The sequence below is a fragment of the Gelatiniphilus marinus genome (assembly GCF_042684345.1).
Lineage (GTDB): Bacteria > Bacteroidota > Bacteroidia > Flavobacteriales > Flavobacteriaceae > Gelatiniphilus > Gelatiniphilus marinus.
In genome coordinates, this window is record NZ_JBHULK010000004.1 from 258,496 (window position 1) to 282,728 (window position 24,233).

Sequence of the window (24,233 nt, forward strand, 5' to 3'; positions counted from 1 at the left end):
TTAACAGCATCCGCCTCCATCGTAATGAAAGGTCGATTCTGAAAAATATATATCGTCTCTATTTAAAGCTTGCAGCGCTGCAGCGGTTTTGTCGCATATCGCTAAGGGTTGGTTTTTTAGTAAAACATGCCCCGCTTTGTCGTCAAAATAATTACTATCGCCATAATAAATAGCTGCTTTCCCTGTAAAAACACATGGGCCATCGGCGGGCATTGGGTCTTTAATGGCTGCAACTTCTATGGATTCAATATAAATCAATTCGTCTGTTGGGTAATTTTTAGGATCTAAAATACGGTATGGTTTTCGTGCCCGTACTTCAATGGTGCCAAAACCGGCATCGGTTAAAGCTTTTACATATTCTGCAATGGGCAAACTACCGCTTAAACATAATGCTCTTAAACGTTCGTCGTTGCGCAGTTCATCATTTATGGGTTGCTCACAAGTGGGGTCGCTCATAACCAAACGCCCGTGCGGTTTTAAAACACGGTACATTTCGGCAATGGCCTTTTTTAAATCGTCTGCCTTAAAAATATTGAACAAGCAGTTTTGCGCGGCCACATCGATGCTATTATCTTCTACAGGAAGGTTCATGGCATCACCTTTTTTCAAATCAACAAATTCACTTTTAAACCAAGGGTTTAGTGCTTCGGCTTCAACGAAGTTTTTTTGCGAAGCCTCTAACATTTCATCGACAACATCAATACCAATAACACCTCCTTTTTGACGATTGAAGTAAGCAAATTGCAGCAATTCCATGCCACCACCAACACCAACATATAGCATTTTTGGGTTGTTGGTTAAATCGCGCGCATGAACGGTTGAACCGCAACCATAGTTCATTTCTTGCATGATTTTCGGGATTTTTAATCCTGGTAATTCCCAAATCGGGTTGGTGGTACAACACAGCCCAACATTGGGAGTTAGTGCGGCTTCTTTGTAAACGTTGTGTGTGGTTTTTAGGTAGCTCATTTTGTTTTTATTTTTTTTCAGTTTGCATTATTCAGTTTGCAGTCCCAGAATAACTTAATACTACGGACTGAAAACTACCAACTAATTAAAGTGTTTCTATTAATTCCTTAAACAAGGTTATCATATTAGGTTCTGCTTTTGCAGCCATGGCAATAATTTCTGAAATTACTACAGGTTTCAAGTTATCTGGGTCGCACTCATCGGTTAAAACTGACACCGCCGCGACTTTTAATTTTAAATGATTGGCTACAATAACTTCTGGGACCGTGCTCATTCCAACCGCATCGGCGCCAATAATTTTAAGCATACGGTATTCGGCGCGCGTTTCCAATTGCGGGCCAACCACACTGGCATAAACGCCTTTGTGCAGTTTAATGTTGTGGGTCTTGGCAATGGTTTTAAATGTTGAATTTATGTTCTTGTTGTACGGCGCACTCATGTCGGTAAAGCGTTCGCCCAATTTCTCTACGCCGTTAAAAGCCAATGGCGAGCTGCCTTGTAAATTTATATGATCTTCAATAAGCATAAGTTCGCCTTTTTTGAAGTTTAGGTTTATAGCACCGGCGGCGTTGGAAACCAACAAGGTTTTTATGCCTAGTTTTTCCATGATGCGTACCGGATAGGTAACATCTTGTAGCGTATAGCCTTCGTATAAATGGAAACGCCCTTGCATAACAACTACCTTTTTTTCTGCGAGTTTACCATATATCAATTTGCCTTTATGAAACTCGACCGTGGCGGTTGGAAAGTAAGGTATATGGTTGTAGCTAGCCTCAACCAAAATATCAATTTCATTAATGAGTTGCCCCAATCCGGTACCTAAAATAATACCAATTTCTGGGTTTTCGAATCCTTTTCCTTGAAGGTATTCGACCGTTTCGTTTATAAATTTCAGCATGTTTGAATTTTTTAAAATATAAATTTGAATAAAAAATTAAGAACCTGTGTAACCATTTTGTTCTCTGGGAATAAATTAAATCATTAAAGAAAAAGAATAATTTAATTTCGTTCGTTTAATCATTTAATTGTTCTATGCGGTGTTGTAATTTAATATTCGATTTGTAAAATGCCGAGGCTTGTAAATCTTCAAACGTATCGATATCGTTTAAAGGCTCAAGTAACCCGAAAGATATAGCATTTTTTTGTAATTCGCTTAAAGTAACTTTTAATAAATTCGATTGGCTCCAGGGTTTGTCATCAAAAATTAAATGCTGTGTTTTTTTCATGCCAATAAGGTAATATCCACCATCAATCGCGGGGCCAAAAACAACATCATGGGTTTTTAAGGTTTGCAATGCGGTTTCAATATAAGAGTAATTAATGTCGGGCAAATCGGAGCCGATTAGCACAATGTTTTCATAGCCGTCTTCAAATCCTTTAATGAAAGCGTTTTTCATGCGCTCGCCTAAATCCTTACCTTTTTGAATGGCTTTATACTGGTTTTTCCACTTGGAATCGATAATGGCATCAGAAAAATAAATACGCTTATCAATTGCTATATTTTCAGTAGCTTTTTCGGTAATTTTAACCAGTTCGCTATAAACCTCAAAAGCCGCTTGATTGCCAATGGTTTTGGCGAGTCGTGTTTTTACCTTGCCCAGTTTGATGTTTTTTACAAAAACGATAATGAGTGCTTTAGTCATAAATTTTAATGCCTTTTTTTAGCCATTTGCTCCATGCTTTATTGAATGTGTGTATGCTGTCGGTTTCTTTTTCTTCGGAATTATAAACGGGTAAATTGTTGTTTTTCCATTCAAAAATACCACCGTATAAATTATAAATATTGGTGTAACCTGCTTTTTTGAGTTTTTCGGCAATGTCTTCAGATCGAATTCCTATGGAGCAATACACGATTACCGGTTGCTGTTTGTTCTTGAGTTTTTTGATGGTTTTTTTAAGATTGAAATCGTTGTAACCCACATAAATAGCGTTTTTTAATCGGCTGGTTTTGTGTTCTGAAAATTCCCGGGCATCCAAAATAACGACGTTTTGTTGTTTTGAAGCGTCTTTGGCAGTAATATACGTGATGCTTTCTTTGTTGTATTTTTTTAACACCTCTGCAATTGATTTTTGGGCGAAACTAATGCTTGAAAAAAATAGAAGTATGTATAAAATTTTGTTTTTCATAGTATGAGATTTCTGCCTGCGCAAAAATTGGGTTAAGCTACAACGCCTTGGCAGCTACTTCCTGCACCGGCAGTACAACCGTAACAATGTTGCGAAATTACAATGTTTCTGCCTTTTAATAGTGCTTTGTTGTATTCTGAAATGTGTTTGGCTTTACTGTTTACGGGCAATTTCAGCATTTGGTTAAAATCGCAGTCGTATAAATAACCGTCCCAACTTACAGAAAGTGTATTAGTGCACATAACGTTTGCAACTGCAGAAGGATTGTAAGCTTCTACGAGAGCATACATGTAATCTTCGTAATTTTCTGAAGCGATTAAATAATCCAAAAACCGCGAAATTGGTAAATTGGTAATAGCAAATAAATTATGGAATTGAATATTGAAATCCTCTAATAAAGCCTTTTTAAAATCCTTTTCCATGGCCATTTGGTCTCCCGGTAAAAATGCCCCCGACGGATTGTAAACCAAATCTAATTTTAAGTTGCTGTTTGGCATGCCGTAACCTATTGCGTTTAATTCTTGTAACGCTTTTATGGATTGATCGAATACGCCTTCGCCACGTTGTTTGTCGGTTTTTCCTCGGGTCCAATGGGGCATAGAGCTAACTACGTGCACATTGTGTTTTTTAAAGAATTCGGGTAAATCGTGATATTTTTTGTTGGCGCGAATAATGGTAAGGTTGGAGCGTACAATAAAATCTTTAATCCCCACTTTTGAAGCTTCTTTAACAAACCAACGGAAATTGGGGTTCATTTCTGGTGCGCCGCCTGTTAAATCTAAAGTGTGCGCGCCCGAGCTTTTAATAACGTTTAAGCATTGTTGCATGGTTTCGCGCGTCATTATTTCTTTGCGGTCTGGACCTGCATCGACATGGCAATGGGCGCAAACTTGGTTGCACATGTACCCAACGTTTATCTGTAATATTTCCAGCTTTTTAGCTTTAAGCGGAAACTGATTGGTTTCGGCAATTTTGGTTTTAAAGGTGGGCAGTTCGCCGTTTTTAAAAATACCGTTCGATAAAATTTCCAGTTGCCGGTTGCTTTGTGCTAAATCGCTTTGGCGTTTATGTAAGGATTGTGTTTTTGTCATATTCATTTTTTTTTCTGTTCATTTTGCCATGATGCAAAACGAACCAAAAAATCATGTCAATCTGAGGAAATTGCTAAAGCATTATTCGCTTTCGGAATTACGTGCTTGAAGCTACGCTACGCATCTTCATTCCTTCGCTCTTTATTTCTACAGATTGACTTTCCCGACAGCGTCGGAATTTAGGGCTTGACTTTTTGTTTGGTTTCTTTTCTGTTTTTAACTTGTTTTTTTGTTTTCCCCCAAATTCTTTTTAAATAAACTCTGGCTACAGGCCGGTTATTGCCCACTGCAAACGGGCCTGCGTTAGGGATTGAACGGTTCGACTGCGCTCACCGCAGGCTAAATGTTTGAGCTCCCCGACGCAGGAGGGAGCGAGTAGTGAAAGCCCGACCCGACGGTCGCTGAGGTACTCGAAGCTCAGGGTAACGCCCAAAAAATTACCCGTCCAGTTTATTTACTTTATTCATCATTTGCACACCGTGTACCAGGGTTGCTCCGCTTTTTATGGCGGCGCCAACGTGTAGGGCTTCCATCATTTCTTCTTTGGTTATGCCGCGTTGCAGACCGTCTTTGGTATAGGCATCGATGCAGTACGGGCATTGCTCGGTGTGCGAAACGGCTAGCGCGATTAACGATTTTTCGCGGGCGGTTAGTGCACCGTCTTCGAAGACTTTACCGTAATAATCGAAAAATTTATCGCCCAATTCTTTGTTCCACTCGCTTATTTTTCCAAATTTTTTTAAATCTGCCGGATCGTAATAGGTTTTTTGCATGTTTTTTTGTTTTATGCTATAAATCTAAAAGTTTTTGGTCGATATTATAGGTGTAACTTAACATAAATTGTGTTTTTAATTTTATTTTAGCTAAGCGTTTTATTTTGTAATGTTTTATGGTAAATGGATGTAAATAAAGAATTGGATTTAGCTTGGGATTTTGTTAACCTTACCGATAGGAATGTGTTTTTAACAGGAAAAGCAGGTACGGGTAAAACCACTTTTTTACATAAGTTAAGAATGAAATCTTTAAAGCGTATGGTTGTTGTGGCGCCAACGGGTGTGGCTGCTATTAATGCTAAAGGGGTTACTATTCATTCGTTTTTTCAGATGCCTTTTGGGCCTATTTTACCCGATGCCGATTTGGGGGCTTCCTCTGGTTTTAATAGAAAATTCAATAAAACAAAAATCAATATTATCAAGTCTTTAGACCTTTTGGTTATTGACGAGATTAGTATGGTGCGCGCCGATTTACTGGATGGTATCGATAAAACGCTAAGGCGCTATAAAAACAAAAACAAGGTATTTGGTGGCGTGCAATTGTTAATGATTGGCGATTTACAGCAATTATCTCCGGTGGTTAAAGACAACGAATGGCAGTTGTTAAAGGCGTACTATAAAAACGCTTTCTTTTTTAGCAGTCGTGCCTATCAACAATGCAACGCTATTACAGTAGAATTAAAGCATATTTACCGGCAAGACAATCCTAAGTTTATTGATATTTTAAACGAAATTAGAAACAATTGCTTAACCCAAGCCTCGGCAGATGAATTAAATAAATGCTACCAACCCAATTTTGTGCCCGATGAAAAAGAAGGTTACGTTGCTTTAACGACGCACAATAACAAAGCCGAACAAATCAATAATGCAGAACTGGATAAGTTGCAAACAAAGGCACGTACTTATAAAGCTTCTATTGAGGGCAAGTTTCCTGATTATGCTTGCCCGAACGACGAAAAATTAGAGTTGAAGGTTGGCGCGCAGGTTATGTTTATTAAAAATGACAGTTCTGTTGAAAAACGCTATTTCAACGGCAAAATTGGTAAAGTGATTTTGTTGGATAAAGATGAAGTGGTTGTAAAATGTCCCGACGACGATTTTAATATTATAACCACGCCCGAAACTTGGGAAAACATAAATTACACCGTCGATGCCGAAACCAAAGCCATAACCGAAAACAAAATAGGATCGTACACCCAAATGCCGTTGCGTTTGGCTTGGGCGATAACCATTCATAAAAGCCAGGGGTTAACCTTTGAAAAAGCCATTATTGATGCGCAGGGTGCATTTGCGCACGGGCAAACTTATGTGGCCTTAAGCCGTTGCAAGTCGTTGGAAGGTTTGGTGCTGAAAAACAAGATAGATTCCAGCCAAATTATTAGCGACAGCAATGTGCTATCGTTTGTTAAAAATGCAGAGGATAACCAACCCGATATTGGTATATTAAATGAATCGAAAGCCGAATTTCAGTTGCATTTGATATCTGAGTTATTTGAATATTATCAGTTTCTATATCCTGTTAATCGAGTTTTAGATATTTATTACAAAAACAGAACAGTTATAGAAGGGCAAGTTGAAGCCCCGTTAAACACTATTAAAGCAGCTGTTGCCAATTTGTTAAAGGTTAGCAAGGGTTTTAGCGCACAAATTAAAGCCTTATCGCAATCTTCTGAAGCACCAGAAACAAACAAAAACATTCAAGAGCGTTTTGTAAAAGCTATCCGTTATTTTAACGAGCAAACCCAAACCAACATCAGCGCGCCTTTTAAAACTCTGGCATTTGCAACAGATAATAAAACCATTGAAAAGGATATTAATAAGTTTTTAGATACTATTGAAGAATTAATAAAATCTAAAAACCTGTATTTTAATGGTTTAAAAGATGGGTTTAATGCACGTAAATTTTTAGAATTAAGAGCAAAATCTGTTTTTCTGGCTAAAGATAAACCTAAAAAACCACGAAAATCTGTATTAGATGGCACTACAAATTTAGAATTAGCTGAATTATTGCGAATACTAAGAAATGAAATTGCTGAAGAAAACGATTTAATCCATTATCAAATTTTTACCCAAAAAGCACTCTACGAAATTTGCGAAACGCTACCCACCAACAAAAAAGAACTGTTAAAAGTTAACGGCATGGGGAAAGTTAGAGTTGAGAAATATGGTAATGACATCTTAAAAGTGATACATGCGTATTGCGATGAAAACAATATTGAAATTTCTAAAGAACCTACTGTTTTTGAAGCAGAAAAACCCAAGAAAAAACGAGGCGATACGAAAAAGGAATCTTTAAAGTTGTTCAAATCAGGAAAATCAATCGATGAAATAGCCGGCGAAAGGGAGCTGAATCCCAATACAATTACTGGGCATTTAGCGCATTTTATCCCTACTGGCGAAGTAAAAATAACCGATTTAATTTCAGAAGCACATTATAAAGAATTAAAAAAACTTATTCCTAAACACACATTCGAAGGGCTTTCAGATTTAAAACACCAATTGGATGATAAATATACTTATGGCGAATTGCGTTTGGTTTTGGGGGAATTGAATGAGTAGTCGCAGTCTCAGCAAGACATTCAATCCCTAATAATACTCCTAGAAATCACAATTTTTTGTATCTCGCTTGTGCCTTCATAAATCTGTGTAATTTTTGCATCACGCATTAAACGCTCTACGTGGTATTCTTTAACAAAACCATTGCCACCATGAATTTGTACCGCTTCAACGGTGTGTTCCATCGCCACTTTAGAGGCGTATAATTTTGCCATCGCGCTTGACATGTCGTAGTTATTACCTTGGTCTTTGTCCCAAGCTGCTTTCATTACCAAATGGCGCGCCGCAGCAATTTCGGTATGCATATCGGCGAGTTTAAAAGCAATGGCTTGATGGTTGCAAATTTCTGTTCCAAACGCTTTTCGTTCTTTAGAGTATTTTAAAGCCAACTCATAAGCACCTTGGGCAATTCCGAGAGCTTGGGCAGCGATACCTATACGGCCGCCAGAGAGTGTTTTCATTGCAAATCGGAATCCGAAACCATCATCGCCAATGCGATTTTCTTTAGGAACTTTTACATCGTTAAATTGTAAGGTATGGGTGTCGCTTCCGCGAATGCCTAATTTATCTTCTTTAGGGCCTGTATGAAATCCTTCTGTACCTTTTTCAACAATAAATGCATTAATACCATGCGACCCTTTGTGGCGGTCTGTTTGTGCAATTACCAAATAAACATCTGCACGACCACCACTAGTTATCCAGTTTTTTGTACCGTTAATAATATAATGGTCGCCTTTGTCTATAGCAGTTGTTTTTTGCGATGTGGCATCGCTACCGGCTTCGGGTTCGCTTAAACAAAATGCGCCAATGCTTTCGCCCGTGGCAAGTTTGGTTAAATATTTTTCTTTTTGGGCTTCGGTCCCGTAAGCTTCAATACCGTAACAAACCAACGAATTATTGACCGATACAATTACTGAAGCCGAGGCGTCAATTTTCGATAATTCTTCCATAATCAGCACATACGAAATCGCATCCATACCACTGCCGCCGTATTTAGGATCTACCATAATGCCCATAAACCCTAAGTTTGCCATTTTTCTAACCAATGCATCAGGGAATTCTTGTTTGATATCGCGCTCAATTACACCCGGTAGCAGTTCGGTTTGCGCAAATTCGCGAGCGGCATCGCGTATCATAATGTGTTCTTCGGAAAGGCTGAAATCCATAATTCGTAAATAAAATCTTGTTTTCGTAAAAAATATTTACAAATATAGCTTTTAATTGTGAATTCTTAAAAAATATAATTTACTTTTCGCTTGTTTATTCTTTGAGAAATATGCTTACTTTTACTTGATTATGGATGCATTAAAATTAAACCTTATTGGCGTTATGTCTGGTACATCGTTAGATGGGATAGACTTGGTTTACGTAAAGTTTTACTACAGAAAACAGGTTTGGCATTTTGAAATTATACACGCCGAAACTGTGGCATATACTAATGAATGGCATCAAACTCTTGGTGATTTGGTGTTGTATTCTAAAGATGAATTATCGCAAATCGATAAAGATTATACCATCTATTTAGCTAAAGTTATCAAAAATTTCATTCAAAAAAACAATATAAAAAACATCGATGCTATCTGTTCCCATGGCCATACCGCTTTGCATCAACCCCACAAAAAACTTACCTATCAAATAGGCAATTTACCAAATATTGCCAGTTTATTAAACACTAAAGTGGTTTGCGATTTTAGAGAGCAAGACGTGGAGTTTGGCGGCCAAGGTGCGCCATTAGTACCTATTGGCGATAAATTATTGTTTTCAGAGTACGATTACTGCATCAACTTAGGTGGTTTTGCCAATGTGTCTTTCGAACATGGCAACCAACGGATTGCCTTCGATATTTGTCCAGTAAACATTGTGCTAAACCATTATGTAAAACAACTTGGGTTTAATTATGATGACGAAGGAAAAATAGCTTCAAAAGGAACGGTTAATAATTTATTATTAAAACAATTGAATGCGTTAGATTTTTATTCTGAAACACCACCAAAATCGCTAGGCTTAGAATGGGTAAACACGCATATTTTCCCTTTAATAGATTCTTTTAATTTAGAAATAAAGGATGTTTTACAAACTTTTGTAGAGCACGCAGCCATTCAAATTTCCAATGTAATTGGTAGCGATATACAAAAAACGGCACTTATTACTGGAGGCGGTGCATACAATAAATATCTTATTAAAAGGGTGAAACACCATTCTGAAAACAAGATTGAAATACCAATAAAAACCATTGTAGAGTTTAAAGAAGCCTTGGTTTTTGCATTTTTGGGATTGCTAAAATTAAGAGGCGAAAATAATTGTTTGCAAAGCGTAACAGGCGCCAAAAAAAACCACAGTTCGGGCAAAATTTATCTGCCCTAAAATTTAATATCACGAGACTTAAGGTTGGCTTCGCAATAAAAAAATGAATATAGAGATCTAAGCTTTAAAACCGATTACTATTTATGAAAGCATTATTAAAAAAATACGAAAACAAGGAACCTGAAATAGTTTTTAACTGGAAAGACCCTGAAACCGATGCCGAAGGTTGGGTAGTTATAAACTCGCTTCGTGGAGGCGCAGCAGGCGGTGGCACAAGAATGCGAAAAGGATTGGACATTAACGAAGTGCTCTCTTTGGCAAAAACCATGGAAATTAAGTTTACCGTATCCGGACCAGCCATAGGTGGTGCTAAATCTGGTATCAATTTCAATCCTAAAGACCCCAGAAAAAAAGGCGTTTTAGAACGTTGGTATGCAGCTGTATCTCCACTGCTTAAAAGCTATTACGGTACTGGTGGCGATTTAAATGTAGATGAAACCCACGAAGTTATTCCCATTACCGAAGAAAGCGGGGTTTGGCATCCGCAAGAAGGAGTTTTTAACGGGCATTTTAAACCTACCGAAGCCGATAAAATAAATAGGATCGGGCAGCTAAGACAAGGCGTAATCAAGGTAATTGAAAACCCAATATATTCCCCGAGCGTTTTAAGAAAATACACCGTAGCAGATATGATTACGGGCTTTGGCGTTGCCGAATCTGTAAAACATTATTACAACATTTATGGTGGCGATATCACAGGAAAGCGTGCTGTAATTCAAGGTTTTGGTAATGTAGGTGCAGCAGCGGCTTTCTATTTGTCTCAAATGGGTGTTAAAATAGTTGGAATTATTGATGTTACTGGAGGATTAATTAATCAAGAAGGCTTTACTTTTAAGGAGATTACAAACCTGTTCTTAGCAAAAAAAGGAAATACTTTAGTCGCTGATAATTTAACCCCTTTTAATGAAGCTAACAAGAAAATTTGGGCCATTAAAACAGAAATTTTTGCACCTTGTGCAGCCTCGAGGTTAATAACCATTCATCAAATTGATAAAATGATAGATAGTGGTTTAGAGGTTGTATCTTGTGGTGCCAATGTGCCTTTTGCCGATAAAGAAATCTTTTTTGGCCCCATTATGGAACATACCGATTATAGAGTGAGTCTTATCCCAGATTTTATTTCAAATTGTGGTATGGCAAGGGTTTTCGCTTATTTTATGGAGCGCCGTGTGCAAATGACAGATCAAGCGATATTTAACGATACTTCAAATAGAATAAAAGAAGCCTTACAAAATGTTTACAATAAAAATCAAAATAAAACAGGAATAAGTGCTTCTGCTTTCCAGATTGCCTTAAACCAATTGGTATAAGCCTATATTAAAATAACCATTCTTTTTTCGGTAATTGTTTTATTGGATTAGTGATTGTTTTTTCCTTTAAAAAACAACAATATTGTTTCTATTAATCTATTTGTCAGGTTTTTAACCGTGTTTTTTTTTGGTTTTTTTAAAGTGGTTAATGGCTGGCTCAATAAAAACGCATTTCTATAATTAGTAGTAGAATTATATCAGAAGTCTGGACAGATTTATTAGTTTTGCTTCTTGGAATGTTTTTTATGAAAGGAATAAAAAAAACAGGCCATGGTTAAAGTTTTTAAGTACTTAAGCACAGAATAAATTCAAGTTAAACCAAAACATGTGTATTTATAACAGCTAGAAGTTCTTAAATATAATTTAACAAAAGAAAACACGTTATACAGTTGCAATAAATTTTATTATATGCTTAACATTTTATTACTAAACACCCAAGAAGCGGCAGATGCGCTTCCTGAAGAATCGGTCGAAAAAACACTTTCAATTATCCAATTAATAAGCAGTGGTGGCGTAGCTGGACAAGTTATTATAGCTATATTGTTTTTGCTGCTTATTGTGGCTTGCTATATTTATTTTGAGCGCTTGTTTGCCATTAAAGCGGCATCAAAAATAGATGCTAATTTTATGAATCAAATTAAAGATCACGTTAGTAATGGTAAAATTGATTCTGCACAAATGCTTTGCGCACAAGTAAATTCACCCGTATCAAGATTAATAGGGAAGGGTATTTCCAGAATAGGAAAACCACTTGCAGATATTAACACCGCCATAGAAAACGCGGGCCGTTTAGAAATTTACGGATTGGAAAAAAACGTAAGTGTTCTTGCTACCATATCTGGTGCAGCACCCATGATTGGGTTTCTTGGTACGGTAGTTGGTATGATATTAGCCATATTCGAGCTCGCCAACGCCGGCGGCACCATCGAAATGGATGTGCTGGCCAGTGGTTTATATACCGCAATGACCACTACCGTTGCTGGTTTAATTGTGGGTATTATTGGCTACATTGCTTACAACCATTTAGTGGTAAGAACAGATAAAGTGGTATATCAAATGGAGGCCAACTCTTTAGAGTTCTTAGATCATTTAAACGAACCTACGTAATATGAACTTTAGAGGAAGAAATAAGGTTACGCCAGAATTCAATATGTCATCCATGACAGATATTGTATTTCTGCTGCTTATCTTTTTTATGATTGCTTCAACCTTGGTTACCACCAACGCCATCGATATTATATTGCCAAAAGCTAGCGGAAAAACCGAAAATAAAAGATCGGTGGCAGTAAGCATAAAAAAAGACTTAACGTACTACATAGACCAAAAGCGCGTGGGCATTAGTGTTCTAGAAAACGAATTGTTGGCGGCATTGTCGTCTCAAGAAAAACCAACCATAGTTTTAAGGGCCGAAAAATCGGTGCCCGTTGAAAATGTTGTAAAAGTGATGGACATAGCCAACCGAAATAAGTTTAAAGTTATTTTAGCTGTAAAACCTAAATAAACAGAAAGTCACAATAGAATATACTAGCCTGCATTGAGCGCAGTCGAAATGTGTTAATCTTTCTAATTGAAATAGGGTTTTGTTTCTGACAATAATTAGAAAGAAAGATTATAAAAATGAAATATTTTGAAACCATACACGAAAAGAATTCTGCTAGACTCACAGCACTTATTGCCATAATTCTTTTGGTGCTATTGTTTGTGGTGGGTACAACCTATATGGATCCGCCAGAAGAATACGGCGTTGCTGTAAATTTTGGGACAACGGATTTCGGAAAAGGCAACGTGCAGCCTAAAAAACCTGTGAAATCCGAGCCAAAAGAAATTGATAAACCGCCGCAGCCAGAGGTTTCAAAAGCAGAACCAACAGCATCATCAGAAACTAAAGAAGAGGTTTTAACAGAAGACAATTCTGAAGCCATTGCCATAAAAAAACAGAAAGAAGCCGAGGCTAAAGCCAAAGCTATTGCCGATGCCAAAGCTAAAGCAGAAGCCGATAGGATAGCCAAAGAAAAAAGAGAACAGGAAGAAAAAAAGAAAAAACTTGATGCCTTAATAGGTGGTGTTAGCAAATCTGAAGGTACAGAAACCGGAAGCGAAGGCAACGATAATAAAGCAGGCGATAAAGGGCAATTGGATGGCAACCCTTATGCTCCCAGTTATTTTGGGGATAAAGGCTCTGGTACTGGCGGTGTTGGTTACGGTTTAGGTGGTAGAGGAAAAGCATCTTTTAAGAAAAATATTCCCGATTGCCAAGAAGAAGGTAGGGTTGTTGTAGAAATACACGTTAATAGATCTGGAAATGTTATAAAAGCTATTCCAGGAAAAAAAGGAACAACCGGCGGCTCTTGTTTATTTGAAGCAGCCAAAAAAACAGCGCTTTCTCATAAATGGCCAGCAGACTCTAAAGCGCCAGTAAAACAAATTGGTTGGGTAGAGGTAAACTTTAGTTTAGGACAATAAATGACATATCAAGAGACCCTCAATTGGATGTTTTCGCAACTCCCAATGTATCAAAAGCAGGGAAAATCTGCATTCAAAAAAGATTTATCAAATACCTTAAAACTAGCCGAACATTTAAATCGCCCAGAGCATAAATTCAAGTCTATTCATGTAGCAGGTACTAATGGCAAGGGTTCAACAAGCCACATGTTAGCTTCTGTTTTACAAGAGGCAGGCTATAAGGTTGGACTTTATACTTCTCCGCATTTAAAAGATTTTAGAGAGCGCATTAAAATCAACGGGAAAGAAGTCGGTAAACAATTTGTAATAGGTTTTATAAAACGAAATAAAGCTTTTTTTGAGGCCAACGCATTGTCTTTTTTTGAAATGACCGTAGGTATGGCTTTCAAGTATTTTTCAAAAGAAAAAGTTGATATCGCTGTTGTAGAAGTAGGTTTAGGTGGCCGATTGGATTCTACTAATATTATTACGCCAGAGCTATCGGTAATTACAAACATTGGCATAGACCATAGCCAATTTTTAGGTAACACGCTAGAAGCTATTGCCTTTGAAAAAGGCGGCATCATTAAACCCAATATTCCGGTTGTAATTGGCGAAACCCAAAAAGAAACACAATCCGTTTTTAAAGATTTAGCAAAAAAGAATAACTCAAATATCACTTTTGCAGACCAGGAAATTTCCGAAAATTATAAAACGGACTTATTAGGTAGCTATCAATCAAAAAATATTAAAACAGTCATTCAAGCGGTTAAAGAGCTTAAAAATAAAGACTACAAAATTTCAGAAGAAAACATAAAACAAGGTTTATTAAAAGTAATTAACAACACGGGCCTGTTGGGGCGATGGCAAGTTTTAAACGAAAAACCTAAAGTAGTTTGCGATACGGGGCACAATAGAGAAGGCCTACAATATGTGATGCATCAGCTTTTAAATGAAAATTTTAATCAGCTTCATATTGTTTTTGGAGTTGTTAATGATAAAGACACAAGCAGCATTGCAGATTTATTGCCTAAAAACGCCAGCTATTATTTTTGCAAACCAGATATTCCAAGAGGTATGGATGCCTACAAGCTACAAAAGGCCTTATGTAAATTCAATTTAAAAGGAAACGCTTATAATTCTGTAAGCGAGGCTTATAAAATGGCCTTAAAGCAAGCGGATTTAAACGATTTAATATTTGTTGGCGGCAGCACTTTTGTAGTTGCAGAAATAATTTGAACACCATCCAGCAATAGATATTATATTTGAAAAAACAATAAATAAGTTATAAACTAAACATTATGAAAAATCTTTTTACACTTTTGTTACTAGCTGTAACAGCATTAACCTTTGCCCAAGAATCTACACTTTTAAGACTGAATTATAAAACAGGGGAAAACTATGTTATGCTGATGAATATGAAGCAAAATATGGGCAACGGGAATATGACCATGAATATGACAATGGAAATGCCAATGAAAGTTATCAGTGTTAAAGATGGTATTTATAGTGCCGAAATGAGCTTTAAAAGTATTAAAATGGATATGGAACAGGCAGGTAATAAAATAAATTACGATTCTAACATTAAAGAAACCAATTTAGATGAAACTGCTAAAATGATGAGCTCTCAAATGCAACCTATTCTAGAAACCGTTTTGCTAACTAAAACCAATATGTACGGAGAGGTTTTGGAAATGAAAATGATTAAAGGCTCAGGAAATGTAAATCAGTTTACAAGCCAAACCGAAAGTGTAGTTTACCCCAAAGAAGCCGTTACTGTTGGTTACTCCTGGGTTTCGGAAAAAGACAATAATGGTATGAAAATAAAAAATACTTATACTGTAAAATCCATTGATAATAAAGTTGTGGTATTAAACCTTAGCGGGGATATAACAGGTATGTCCAAAGGAAACCTATCTGGCAGTATGAATATCGATAGGGCTTCTGGTGTCCCTATGTTATCTACTGTTAACATGAATATTGAGGTAATGGGGCAAAAACTTGACACTGAAATGGTTATGACTATGAAAAAAACAGAATAGTTTGCTTTTTTGCAAAGCCTTTTTTTAAGAACTAAAATTTATTCATTTTTTTTTAAAAAAGTTTTTGCAGTATTAAAAACTAGGTTATATTTGCAGTCCAATTTAGAGGGCGCGTAGCTCAGTTGGTTCAGAGCACTTGGTTTACACCCAAGGGGTCAGGGGTTCGAATCCCTTCGCGCCCACACTAATAAAAAACCTGATAAACCCATTATCAGGTTTTTTTATTCTAAAAATAAACATCTTCATATTTTAGGTTTACACTTTTTTTTTCTACTTTTATGTAAATCTCTCATTATGAATGGTTCTAGTATTAAAAATGTTTACAAAGAAATATTCAAATCATACAACAATCCTTCCCTAGAAAAGCATATCGAAAAAATTATTGAGTTAGATACTTTTTTACCTTACAGCTCAACATTTTTCTGTATAACAAACACGCAAACCCTAACTTTCGAGTATATAAGCAAAAACATGTCTGCTTGTCTTGGCTTGGATAAAAAGGATTTAGTGAGGCAGGGTATGCGCTTTTTTTGGGGAAGAATGCATCCTAAAGACCTTGAGCATTGGCTTACGGCTTTAAACGAACTTATGGAATTTACCCTTAACAATACTAAGATAGACGAGCGGAGAAGAATGAGTTATACATGGAATTACAGGTTAAAGAATTCTAACCAGGATTATGTTAATATTGTGCAGAACACCACGCCACTAGGTTTTGACAGTGATTTTAAGCCCATAATAGGGCTGGCTCACTATACTGTGCTGTCGCCAGAAATAAAGCTACAGGTGTGTGCCTCTGCCAAACTGCTAAATGAAAAAAACGAATACGAAACGATTTATTTTAATAATTTCTCGCAGAAGCTACTGTCTGAAGGGTTGAGCAACAGGGAGCGCGATATTGTTAGGCTTTTGGTTTTAAGTTACACCAGTAAACAGATAGCCGATAAGCTAAGCATTAGCCCTAATACAGTAGATACCCACAGAAGAAACATACTTAAAAAACTTAATATTTCTTCTACAGGAGAGTTAATTGGCATGCTTAAAATGCATAAAAATTTCATATAATTGCCAATTTACTCAAATTGAGTATTGTGTATTGCCCGATAATCTAACATCTTTGTAAAGCTATTAATTTAGTTCTTAGGGAGAATTACTAAAGGTGTTTGTTATCAAATAGATAAACAAACACCTTTTTTGTTATATCTTTATTAAAAATTATATAAAATACTACCTTAAAATTTTGTGGCTTTAATGAGATGGTAGCAGGTCTATAAGCCTTTCTAAAGCCATGCCACGCGAGCCTTTAATTAACAAGGTGGTGTTTTTTATTTCACTAAAATCAAATTGGGTTTTAAAATCTTCAAAATTACTGTATTTCATTGATTTATCAGAATGGATTTCAGATTGATGAAAATTATCGCCTATAAAAATCACCCGATCTATATTTATTGAAATCGCTAAATCTGTAATGCTTTGGTGTTCTTTTTTGGCGTCAACGCCCAACTCGAACATGTCCCCTAGAATGGCTGTTTTATGCCCGGGTTGTTTTTCAAAATTAAGTAAGGCGGCATACATGCTTGTTGGGTTTGCATTGTAGGCATCTAAAATAATGTTGATAGTGCCTTTTTTTATGATTTGCGACCTGTTGTTGTTTGGTATATAGTTTTCAATAGCTGTTTTTATTGCTTTATCTTCTACTTTAAAATAATTCCCTATGGCAATGGCTGCGGCAATATTGTTAAAGTTGTAGTCGCCAATAAGTTGGCTTTTAATATATAAATTATTGTATTTGCAGATTACAAAAGGTTGTGCTTCGGTAAAATCAATATTAACATCTGCAATAGCATTATTGCCAAAAACAAACCGTTTAGATGTACTTGTTTTGTTAAGCTGAATGGTGTCATTTCCATTAACAAAAACGGTTTTATTGTTAGTTGATAAATAATCGTACATTTCGCTTTTGCCTTTAATTACCCCTTCAACACCACCAAATCCTTCAAGATGCGCCTTCCCGAAATTAGTGATGTAGCCATAATCTGGTGTAGCGATATGGCACAAAAAAGAAATTTCTTTTAAATGATTTGCACCCATTTCTACAATGCCAATATCGGTATTACAACCCATGGCAAGTAAGGTTAACGGTACCCCAATATGGTTGTTTAAATTACCGCGAGTTGCTGTGGTTTTATATTTTTGAGATAGCACCGCATTTATTAATTCTTTAGTAGTTGTTTTACCGTTGCTGCCGGTTAAAGCGATAATGGGGACATTTAGAAATCTTCTGTGAAATCTGGCTAATTCTTGAAGCGTTTCAAGCACGTTTTTAACTACAATCGCACGGGTTGAGGTTTTGTACTGCGCTTCATCAATAACTACGTATTTTGCTCCTTTGCTTAGGGCTTGTTCTGCGTAGGTGTTACCGTTAAAATTATCGCCTTTAAGAGCAAAAAAAATGTCGTCTTTTTTAATTTTTCTGGTGTCTGTACATACCGAATGGCATGTTAAGAAAAGGCTATGTAGCTGTTCTGTTTTCAATATTAATTGGATTTATGTTTTACATTCCCGCCAACTTGCCCGATAGCTTTAGTCGTGCGATTATCAGGGTTTATAATTATATATTAAATACCAAGTGTTGTCGAATATTTTTATTCAAATAAAAGTATAAAAAAAGTCCTAACAAAATACGCTAGGACTTTTAATGGTGTTATATTTATAAGGTTTAGTTTTTTGTTTTGTTTTTAGATTTGCTTTTAGATCCTACACGAGACATGGCACATCTAAATCCTATGTAATCGGTAGCCATATCTTGAGGGAAATAGCGTCTTTGTGCTGGGTCTAACCAATAGGCTCTGTCTTTCCACGAGCCTCCTTTGTACACTCTAACCTCATCGTTAATTAGGGACGATCGGTTATTGTTTTTATCGTACTCTCTAATAATATTTCCTAATGAATCCCTTGAGATGTTGTGCTTTGGCGAGTTGTACATTTGTCTTGTGCTTGATGTGCTCTCTTCTGTTTCTTCATCATCATTAAAGTTTTCAAAATTTCTAGACGATCGTCTGTCGCCATCTCTAAAGTTTATGGCGTTGCTTTTATCGAAGTTTGTACGTAAGTAAGTTTCGTTTTCGTCAACAGGAACCTGTAAAATCTCACCGGGTAAATTTCTGGCAATTACTTTTCCGTTTGATAGTGTGTCGTAAACAATATCGTCTGCTGTTACAATTTTCACGCTACCGTCTTCGCTTATGGCGTTTTTGGTGTAAACGTTTCCTCTGAAGTAATTAAAATCGTTGTACTCGTCGTCAATAATTGGTCTGTAAACATCGGCTACCCATTCTGCAACGTTGCCAGCCATATCGTATAGTCCAAAATCGTTAGGTTCATAAGATTTTACTTGGTTTGTAATATCGGCACCATCGTCAGACCAACCTGCAATACCGCCATAATCTCCTTTTCCTTGTTTAAAGTTGGCTAATTGGTCGCCGCGAACTTTACGTTTCCCAGAACGTGTGTATTGTCCGTCCCAAGGGTATTTTTTTCGGCCTCTGTAAAGGTTGTAGCTTCGTAATTCGCTTAATCCCAAAGCGGCGTATTCCCACTCGGTTTCTGTAGGCAACCTGTATTTGGGCGAAATAATGCCTGTTTCGCGGGTGGCATAGATACCGGTTTCGTTACCATCGGCATCGGTTCTTACGTTTCGTCTGCCTCTGCCATCGCCATTTATAATTTCTTCGTTGCCCCCGTAAGTTAAAGTAGGCGCGTTAATGTAGGTGTCTGTATTAAATGTTTGGTCGGCATTAACCTCTAGGGTTTTGGCGTCTCTTTTTAGGTAGCCTGCTCTTTCAAGATAAAATTCGTTTACACGATCAGACCTCCAATTGGCATATTCTACGGCTTGAATCCAGCTTACCCCAACAACAGGGTATTCTGCATAACCTGGGTGGCGTAGATAGTTTTCAGTCATAATTTCGTTAAAACCCAAACGGTTTCTCCAAACTAGAGTGTCTGGTAAAGCACCGTGGTAAATGGCTCTAAAATTATCGTCTGTTGGCGGATAAACGCGCTTAATCCAATCTAAGTACTCTAGGTACATAATGTTGGTTACTTCGGTTTCGTCCATGTAAAACGACTGTACATGTTGCTGTGTTGGGGTATTGTTCCAATCGTGCATCACATCGTCTTGTACTTTACCTTTGGTAAAAGTTCCTCCTTCTATAAAAACCAAACCTGGGGCGGTTTCTTGTTCTTTAAAATTGGTGTTGTATTGAAAACCACCTTCTCTGTCGTTGATTTGCCATCCTGTTGCTCTGGAACTGTTTTTTGAGCTTGAAGATTTTTTACAACCAATAGCGGTTATGGCTAGTGTTAAAACTACCATAACTTTTAATGCTACTACTTTTTTCATATCCATACGTTTAAGTAAGCTAATAATATTTTGGTGCTGCAATATAAGAATTAAACCCAATAACACAAGCAATTTTTTGCATTTTAACCAAAAAAATATGCATTTCACCCTATTTTTTAAACACTACAACGATGTTTTTGCTGTTTTTTATCGTTGATTTGTGATTAATAAACGCACGATTTACTAATTTATTATTGTATTTTTGATGCGGTTTTTAAATTTGTTATTTATTTTGATAATAACATTACACAAAAGCCGTTATTCTAGCGATGAAAGAGAGCATTTTACTTTTGTTTTTATTTATTTCTGCTGCCGTCTTTTCGCAGCAAAAAAAGTTTACCATTAAATGGGACGGCCATCAAACCATTTCCGGTGGCAACTATAATTTAAAAATACCGGCTTTTAATACAGATAATTTTAGTTACAATTTTGATGATGGCTTACTATTTGTAGCGCAATGGAAAATTTCAAGCGCAATTAATGAGTCTTCAATAACAATTAGTAATGTTACGTATGCTCCAATTTCTAAAGTCGATTTAAAAGATATAGATGTTAACACCATTGGAAATGAGTTGAAATTCACCTTGAAAAATTCAAAAGCCAGACAACAACAATATGCTTTTTTCCAACTAACGCCCATTATAAAAGATGCCAACGGCACTTATAAAAAAGTGCAATCTTTTCAAATAAATTACAATACCAGTGCCAATAGATTGGCTGCGGTTAACAAATTTAATCGAACTTTTGGGGTTATTTCAAATTCGGTTTTAAGCTCTGGCGAGTGGTTTAGGTTTTATGTTGATACTACGGGCGTTTTCAAAATATCCAAAAGTTTTTTGCAAAATTTGGGCGTTAACGTAAATAGTGTTGACCCAAGAACCATAAAATTATATGGTAATGGCGGTCGCATGATTCCGTATTCCAATGCAGAGCCTTACCCAATGGACGTTACAGAAAATGCCATAAAATTTGTTGGAGAAGAAGACGGCATTTTTAACAACGAAGACCATATTTTATTCTACGCCCAAGGGCCAAATGGGTATAATGCAGAAAGCAATACCAATATTAATTGTTACACCGATAAAACCTATTATTATATTAACGTGAGTTCTGGTTTTGGCAAACGCATACAGCCCATGGGCCAACCCACAGGTGCCGTGGACATGGTAATTGATACGTTTGAAGATTATAAGTTTCATGAAGTTGACGAACACAATATTGCCTTGTTGGGAAGGCGCTGGTTTGGAGACCGTTTTGATATTGAAAACGATAAAACATTTGAGTTCGACTTCCCCAACCTGGTAACCAGCACACCAATTTATCTTAAGGTTTTTGCAGCTTCTACATCTTCAACCCAAAGCAACATGCAAATACAGGTTAACGGCAACGCGGTTTCAAGTATTTCCATCTCTGGATCCTCAAATCCTAGTTTGGCAAACGGGGCGTCTTATATGGGTAATGTAAATGTTAACACTACTAACATAAGTGTTAATCTTATTTACGACAACCAAGGCAACCCGGGCGGTTTAGGCTACCTAGATTATATTTCTATTGAAGCAACCCGGGCGTTAACTTTTACAGACAAACAATTTCAATTTAAAAATAGCGCAGTAGCATCAGCTTCAGGCATTGGGCAGTATAATATTGCAAATGCTTCACAAATTGCAGAAGTTTGGGAGGTTACCGATTTGTATAATGTTACCAGTTTTACTAACACAGACTCTAGCAGCAACCTTTCTTTTACATCAACTCTAGGAACGCTAAAAACCTATGTAGCCCTTACACCATTAGATTATTTCGAGCCAAAAATGGATGCCAATAAAACCATGATCAATCAAAATATAAAAGGCACTGTTTTTCAAGGTAGCAACGGGCAATTCCAAGATGTCGATTATATTATAGTAGCACCAAACAATATGCTGGACCAAGCAGAACGTTTAGCGCAAATAAACCGTAAGCAATACAATTTAAATGTAAAGGCCATTGGTTTAAGCGAAATATACAACGAATTTAGTACAGGTAATCAAGACGTTGGCGCCATTAGAAATTTAGTAAGGTATGTTTACAATAATGCCAGTACACCAGAAAACAGGATAAAATACCTGTGCTTGTTTGGCGATGGCTCGTTCGATTATAAAGACCGTATTCCCAATAACACCAATATTATGCCCTCGTGGTATTCGTACAATAGTTTTAATTTAACCAATTCGTTTGTTTCAGACGATTTTTACGGTATGATGGATGCCAACGAAGGCACTATGGCCACAAGCGATAAATTAGATGTTGCAGTGGGCCGAATATTGGCCGATACCCCGCAACGCGCCAAAGAGATGGTCGATAAAATTGAAAGCTATTACGTCAAGGAAGCTTTTGGAAGCTGGCGCAATAATTTTGTAGTCGTTTCAGATGATGTCGATAAAGATTGGGAAGGCATTTTACAGCAAACCACAGATAATGTGGGCAATAGCGTAAGCCAGGAAAAACCTTTTATTAACGTTGTTAAAATCCATACCGATGCCTTCCAGCAAGAGGCCTCGGCCGGCGGAAACCGCTACCCGCAAGTTACAGAATCTTTGGTTAACGCCATAAATAATGGCGCCTTGGTGGTTAATTATTTTGGGCATGGCGGAGAAGAAGGCTTGGCGCAAGAGCGCATCTTAACAAAACTAGATGTAGATGGTTTTCAAAACCTCTGTAAGCTCAATTGCTTCGTTACCGTAACTTGCGAGTTTACCAAATTCGATAACCCATTTAGGGAAACCGCTGGCGAGTTTACCTATTGGAACAAAAAAGCAGGTGCCATTGGTTTAATTACCACCACAAGACAGGTTTTTGTAAACTTCGGAATTACATTCAACAATCAATTGGAACAGTATTTGTTCTCATTTAGCAATAATGACACCTTTGAAGATCACGAATACCCATCAATGGCTGAAGCTTTACGGTTAACAAAAAACGACCCGTCTATTTCTAGCCAAAGCCAAAGGCGTTTGGTGTTTTTTATTGGCGATCCTGCCATGAAATTGGCATTCCCAAAACCCAATATCAGATTAACAACTATTAACGATGTGCCCATTACCCAAGCTACCGATACTTTAAAGGCATTAAGCTATGTAAAGCTTGCAGGCGAAGTAACCGATTTGGCAGGAAATGTTATAAGTGATTATAACGGCACACTTTCAACCACCATTTACGATAAAAATATAAATAGGCAAACACTGGCAAACGATGGCACACGATTAAACGGACAACTCGTAAAAATGGATTTTGAAACCTTGGGCGAAATTATTTTTAGAGGCCAAGCATCAGTTACAAACGGGCAGTTCGAGTTCGATTTCGTTGTGCCCAAAGATATCGGTATCCCCGTAGGTTTTGGTAAGGTTAGCTTTTATTCAAAAAACGAAACCCTGCTACAAGACCAAACGGGAGCCAACCTTAATACCTTAAAAATTGGCGGATTAAACCAAAATGCTCCTGAAGATAATACAGGCCCCGTTATTTCCCTTTTCATGAACGATGAGAACTTCGTCTCCGGAGGCATAACCAACGAATCGCCAACACTACTGGCTAAATTAGAAGACGAAAACGGTATTAACACAGCAAGTGGTATTGGGCACGATATTGTGGCTATTATTGATGGAGACGAAACCAATCCGTTTATACTAAACGATTATTATCAAACCGAAGTTGACAATTATAAAAAAGGCACCCTCTCCTTTCCTTTTAGGGATTTAGAGCCCGGGCTACACACCTTAACCCTTAAAGCTTGGGATGTTTACAATAATTCGTCGGTTACCGAAATTCAATTTATTGTATTCGATAAAGATAAAGAATTGGTTATTAACAATGTACTTAATTACCCAAATCCGTTTGTTAATTACACAGAATTTTGGTTTAATCACAATAGTTCAGACCCTTTAAACGTTTCAATACAGATATTCACCGTTTCGGGCAAATTGGTTAAAACCCTTAACGGGCAAACCAACGCAGGGACCAAAACAACAAGTTCGTTATCCAGGGATATAATTTGGGACGGACGCGACGATTTTGGCGATAAAATAGGAAAAGGCGTATATATTTACAAGCTTACGGTGCAATCTAATTTGCTAAACAAAAAAGTAGAAAAAATAGAAAAACTTGTAATTCTTTAATTT

At 37.0% G+C, this 24,233-nt stretch carries 19 protein-coding genes and 1 tRNA gene; 11 read left to right on the forward strand and 9 right to left on the reverse strand.

Annotation, left to right across the window (positions count from 1 at the left end; genetic code table 11):
- From arsM to ACFSQS_RS11865, 6 genes are all read right to left on the reverse strand, one after another.
- Nucleotides 1-969, reverse strand: coding sequence for an arsenosugar biosynthesis arsenite methyltransferase ArsM (gene arsM / locus ACFSQS_RS11840; protein ID WP_388018983.1), 969 nt, complete (start codon nucleotides 967-969; stop codon nucleotides 1-3).
- An 85-nt stretch (nucleotides 970-1,054) separates the two neighbouring features.
- Nucleotides 1,055-1,867 carry a purine-nucleoside phosphorylase gene (locus ACFSQS_RS11845; protein ID WP_388018986.1) on the reverse strand — a complete coding sequence of 271 codons (813 nt, stop codon included), beginning with the start codon at nucleotides 1,865-1,867 and terminating at the stop codon, nucleotides 1,055-1,057.
- 115 nt (nucleotides 1,868-1,982) lie between these two features.
- Complete coding sequence (locus ACFSQS_RS11850; RefSeq protein WP_388018989.1) at nucleotides 1,983-2,612, reverse strand: TIGR04282 family arsenosugar biosynthesis glycosyltransferase; 630 nt, start codon at nucleotides 2,610-2,612, stop codon at nucleotides 1,983-1,985.
- On the reverse strand, nucleotides 2,605-3,096 hold the full coding sequence (locus ACFSQS_RS11855) for a rhodanese-like domain-containing protein (protein WP_388018992.1): 492 nt from the start codon (nucleotides 3,094-3,096) through the stop codon (nucleotides 2,605-2,607). Before ACFSQS_RS11855 ends, ACFSQS_RS11850 begins: the two co-directional genes overlap by 8 nt.
- A 32-nt stretch (nucleotides 3,097-3,128) precedes the next feature.
- Nucleotides 3,129-4,193 (reverse strand): arsenosugar biosynthesis radical SAM (seleno)protein ArsS, encoded by a 1,065-nt coding sequence (gene arsS, locus ACFSQS_RS11860; RefSeq protein WP_388018995.1) that lies wholly within the window; start codon nucleotides 4,191-4,193, stop codon nucleotides 3,129-3,131.
- A 431-nt stretch (nucleotides 4,194-4,624) separates the two neighbouring features.
- Complete coding sequence (locus tag ACFSQS_RS11865; RefSeq protein WP_388018998.1) at nucleotides 4,625-4,960, reverse strand: arsenosugar biosynthesis-associated peroxidase-like protein; 336 nt, start codon at nucleotides 4,958-4,960, stop codon at nucleotides 4,625-4,627.
- A gap of 123 nt (nucleotides 4,961-5,083) precedes the next feature.
- Here ACFSQS_RS11865 and ACFSQS_RS11870 point away from each other — a divergent pair, with 123 nt between their 5' ends.
- A complete protein-coding gene (locus ACFSQS_RS11870; protein ID WP_388019000.1) occupies nucleotides 5,084-7,519 on the forward strand; it encodes a helix-turn-helix domain-containing protein in 2,436 nt (811 codons plus the stop codon).
- 20 nt (nucleotides 7,520-7,539) lie between these two features.
- On the opposite strand, the gene ACFSQS_RS11875 is transcribed toward ACFSQS_RS11870, so the two are convergent.
- Complete coding sequence (locus ACFSQS_RS11875) at nucleotides 7,540-8,682, reverse strand: acyl-CoA dehydrogenase (protein ID WP_388019002.1); 1,143 nt, start codon at nucleotides 8,680-8,682, stop codon at nucleotides 7,540-7,542.
- Nucleotides 8,683-8,812: 130 nt separating this feature from the next.
- Here ACFSQS_RS11875 and ACFSQS_RS11880 point away from each other — a divergent pair, with 130 nt between their 5' ends.
- The 9 genes from ACFSQS_RS11880 to ACFSQS_RS11920 all read left to right on the forward strand — a co-directional run bounded on the left by ACFSQS_RS11880 (nucleotide 8,813) and on the right by ACFSQS_RS11920 (nucleotide 16,739).
- Nucleotides 8,813-9,880 carry an anhydro-N-acetylmuramic acid kinase gene (locus ACFSQS_RS11880; protein WP_388019005.1) on the forward strand — a complete coding sequence of 356 codons (1,068 nt, stop codon included), beginning with the start codon at nucleotides 8,813-8,815 and terminating at the stop codon, nucleotides 9,878-9,880.
- 83 nt (nucleotides 9,881-9,963) lie between these two features.
- Nucleotides 9,964-11,190 carry a Glu/Leu/Phe/Val dehydrogenase dimerization domain-containing protein gene (locus ACFSQS_RS11885; RefSeq protein ID WP_388019007.1) on the forward strand — a complete coding sequence of 409 codons (1,227 nt, stop codon included), beginning with the start codon at nucleotides 9,964-9,966 and terminating at the stop codon, nucleotides 11,188-11,190.
- 408 nt (nucleotides 11,191-11,598) lie between these two features.
- Nucleotides 11,599-12,297, forward strand: a complete 699-nt coding sequence (locus tag ACFSQS_RS11890; protein ID WP_388019017.1) for a MotA/TolQ/ExbB proton channel family protein — start codon at nucleotides 11,599-11,601, stop codon at nucleotides 12,295-12,297.
- A gap of 1 nt (nucleotide 12,298) precedes the next feature.
- Nucleotides 12,299-12,691, forward strand: a complete 393-nt coding sequence (locus ACFSQS_RS11895) for an ExbD/TolR family protein (protein WP_237239051.1) — start codon at nucleotides 12,299-12,301, stop codon at nucleotides 12,689-12,691.
- 116 nt (nucleotides 12,692-12,807) lie between these two features.
- Nucleotides 12,808-13,653, forward strand: coding sequence for an energy transducer TonB (locus tag ACFSQS_RS11900; protein ID WP_388019021.1), 846 nt, complete (start codon nucleotides 12,808-12,810; stop codon nucleotides 13,651-13,653).
- Entirely contained in the window at nucleotides 13,654-14,871 is a 1,218-nt protein-coding gene (locus ACFSQS_RS11905) for a bifunctional folylpolyglutamate synthase/dihydrofolate synthase (RefSeq protein ID WP_388019024.1), read from the forward strand.
- Nucleotides 14,872-14,933: 62 nt separating this feature from the next.
- Nucleotides 14,934-15,674: a DUF6263 family protein gene (locus ACFSQS_RS11910; protein WP_388019027.1), complete on the forward strand. Its 741-nt coding sequence runs from the start codon at nucleotides 14,934-14,936 to the stop codon at nucleotides 15,672-15,674.
- A gap of 107 nt (nucleotides 15,675-15,781) precedes the next feature.
- Nucleotides 15,782-15,856, forward strand: a tRNA-Val gene (locus tag ACFSQS_RS11915).
- Nucleotides 15,857-15,968: 112 nt separating this feature from the next.
- On the forward strand, nucleotides 15,969-16,739 hold the full coding sequence (locus ACFSQS_RS11920) for a response regulator transcription factor (protein ID WP_388019030.1): 771 nt from the start codon (nucleotides 15,969-15,971) through the stop codon (nucleotides 16,737-16,739).
- Nucleotides 16,740-16,922: 183 nt separating this feature from the next.
- Here ACFSQS_RS11920 and ACFSQS_RS11925 read toward each other — a convergent pair whose 3' ends face one another.
- Together ACFSQS_RS11925 and gldJ are read right to left on the reverse strand one after the other, a co-directional pair.
- Nucleotides 16,923-18,209, reverse strand: a complete 1,287-nt coding sequence (locus tag ACFSQS_RS11925) for a UDP-N-acetylmuramoyl-tripeptide--D-alanyl-D-alanine ligase (RefSeq protein WP_388019033.1) — start codon at nucleotides 18,207-18,209, stop codon at nucleotides 16,923-16,925.
- Between the two features lie 184 nt (nucleotides 18,210-18,393).
- Nucleotides 18,394-20,085 carry a gliding motility lipoprotein GldJ gene (gene gldJ, locus ACFSQS_RS11930; protein WP_388019036.1) on the reverse strand — a complete coding sequence of 564 codons (1,692 nt, stop codon included), beginning with the start codon at nucleotides 20,083-20,085 and terminating at the stop codon, nucleotides 18,394-18,396.
- A 263-nt stretch (nucleotides 20,086-20,348) separates the two neighbouring features.
- Here gldJ and porU point away from each other — a divergent pair, with 263 nt between their 5' ends.
- Nucleotides 20,349-24,230 carry a type IX secretion system sortase PorU gene (porU, locus tag ACFSQS_RS11935; protein WP_388019039.1) on the forward strand — a complete coding sequence of 1,294 codons (3,882 nt, stop codon included), beginning with the start codon at nucleotides 20,349-20,351 and terminating at the stop codon, nucleotides 24,228-24,230.
- Nucleotides 24,231-24,233: the final 3 nt, after the last annotated feature.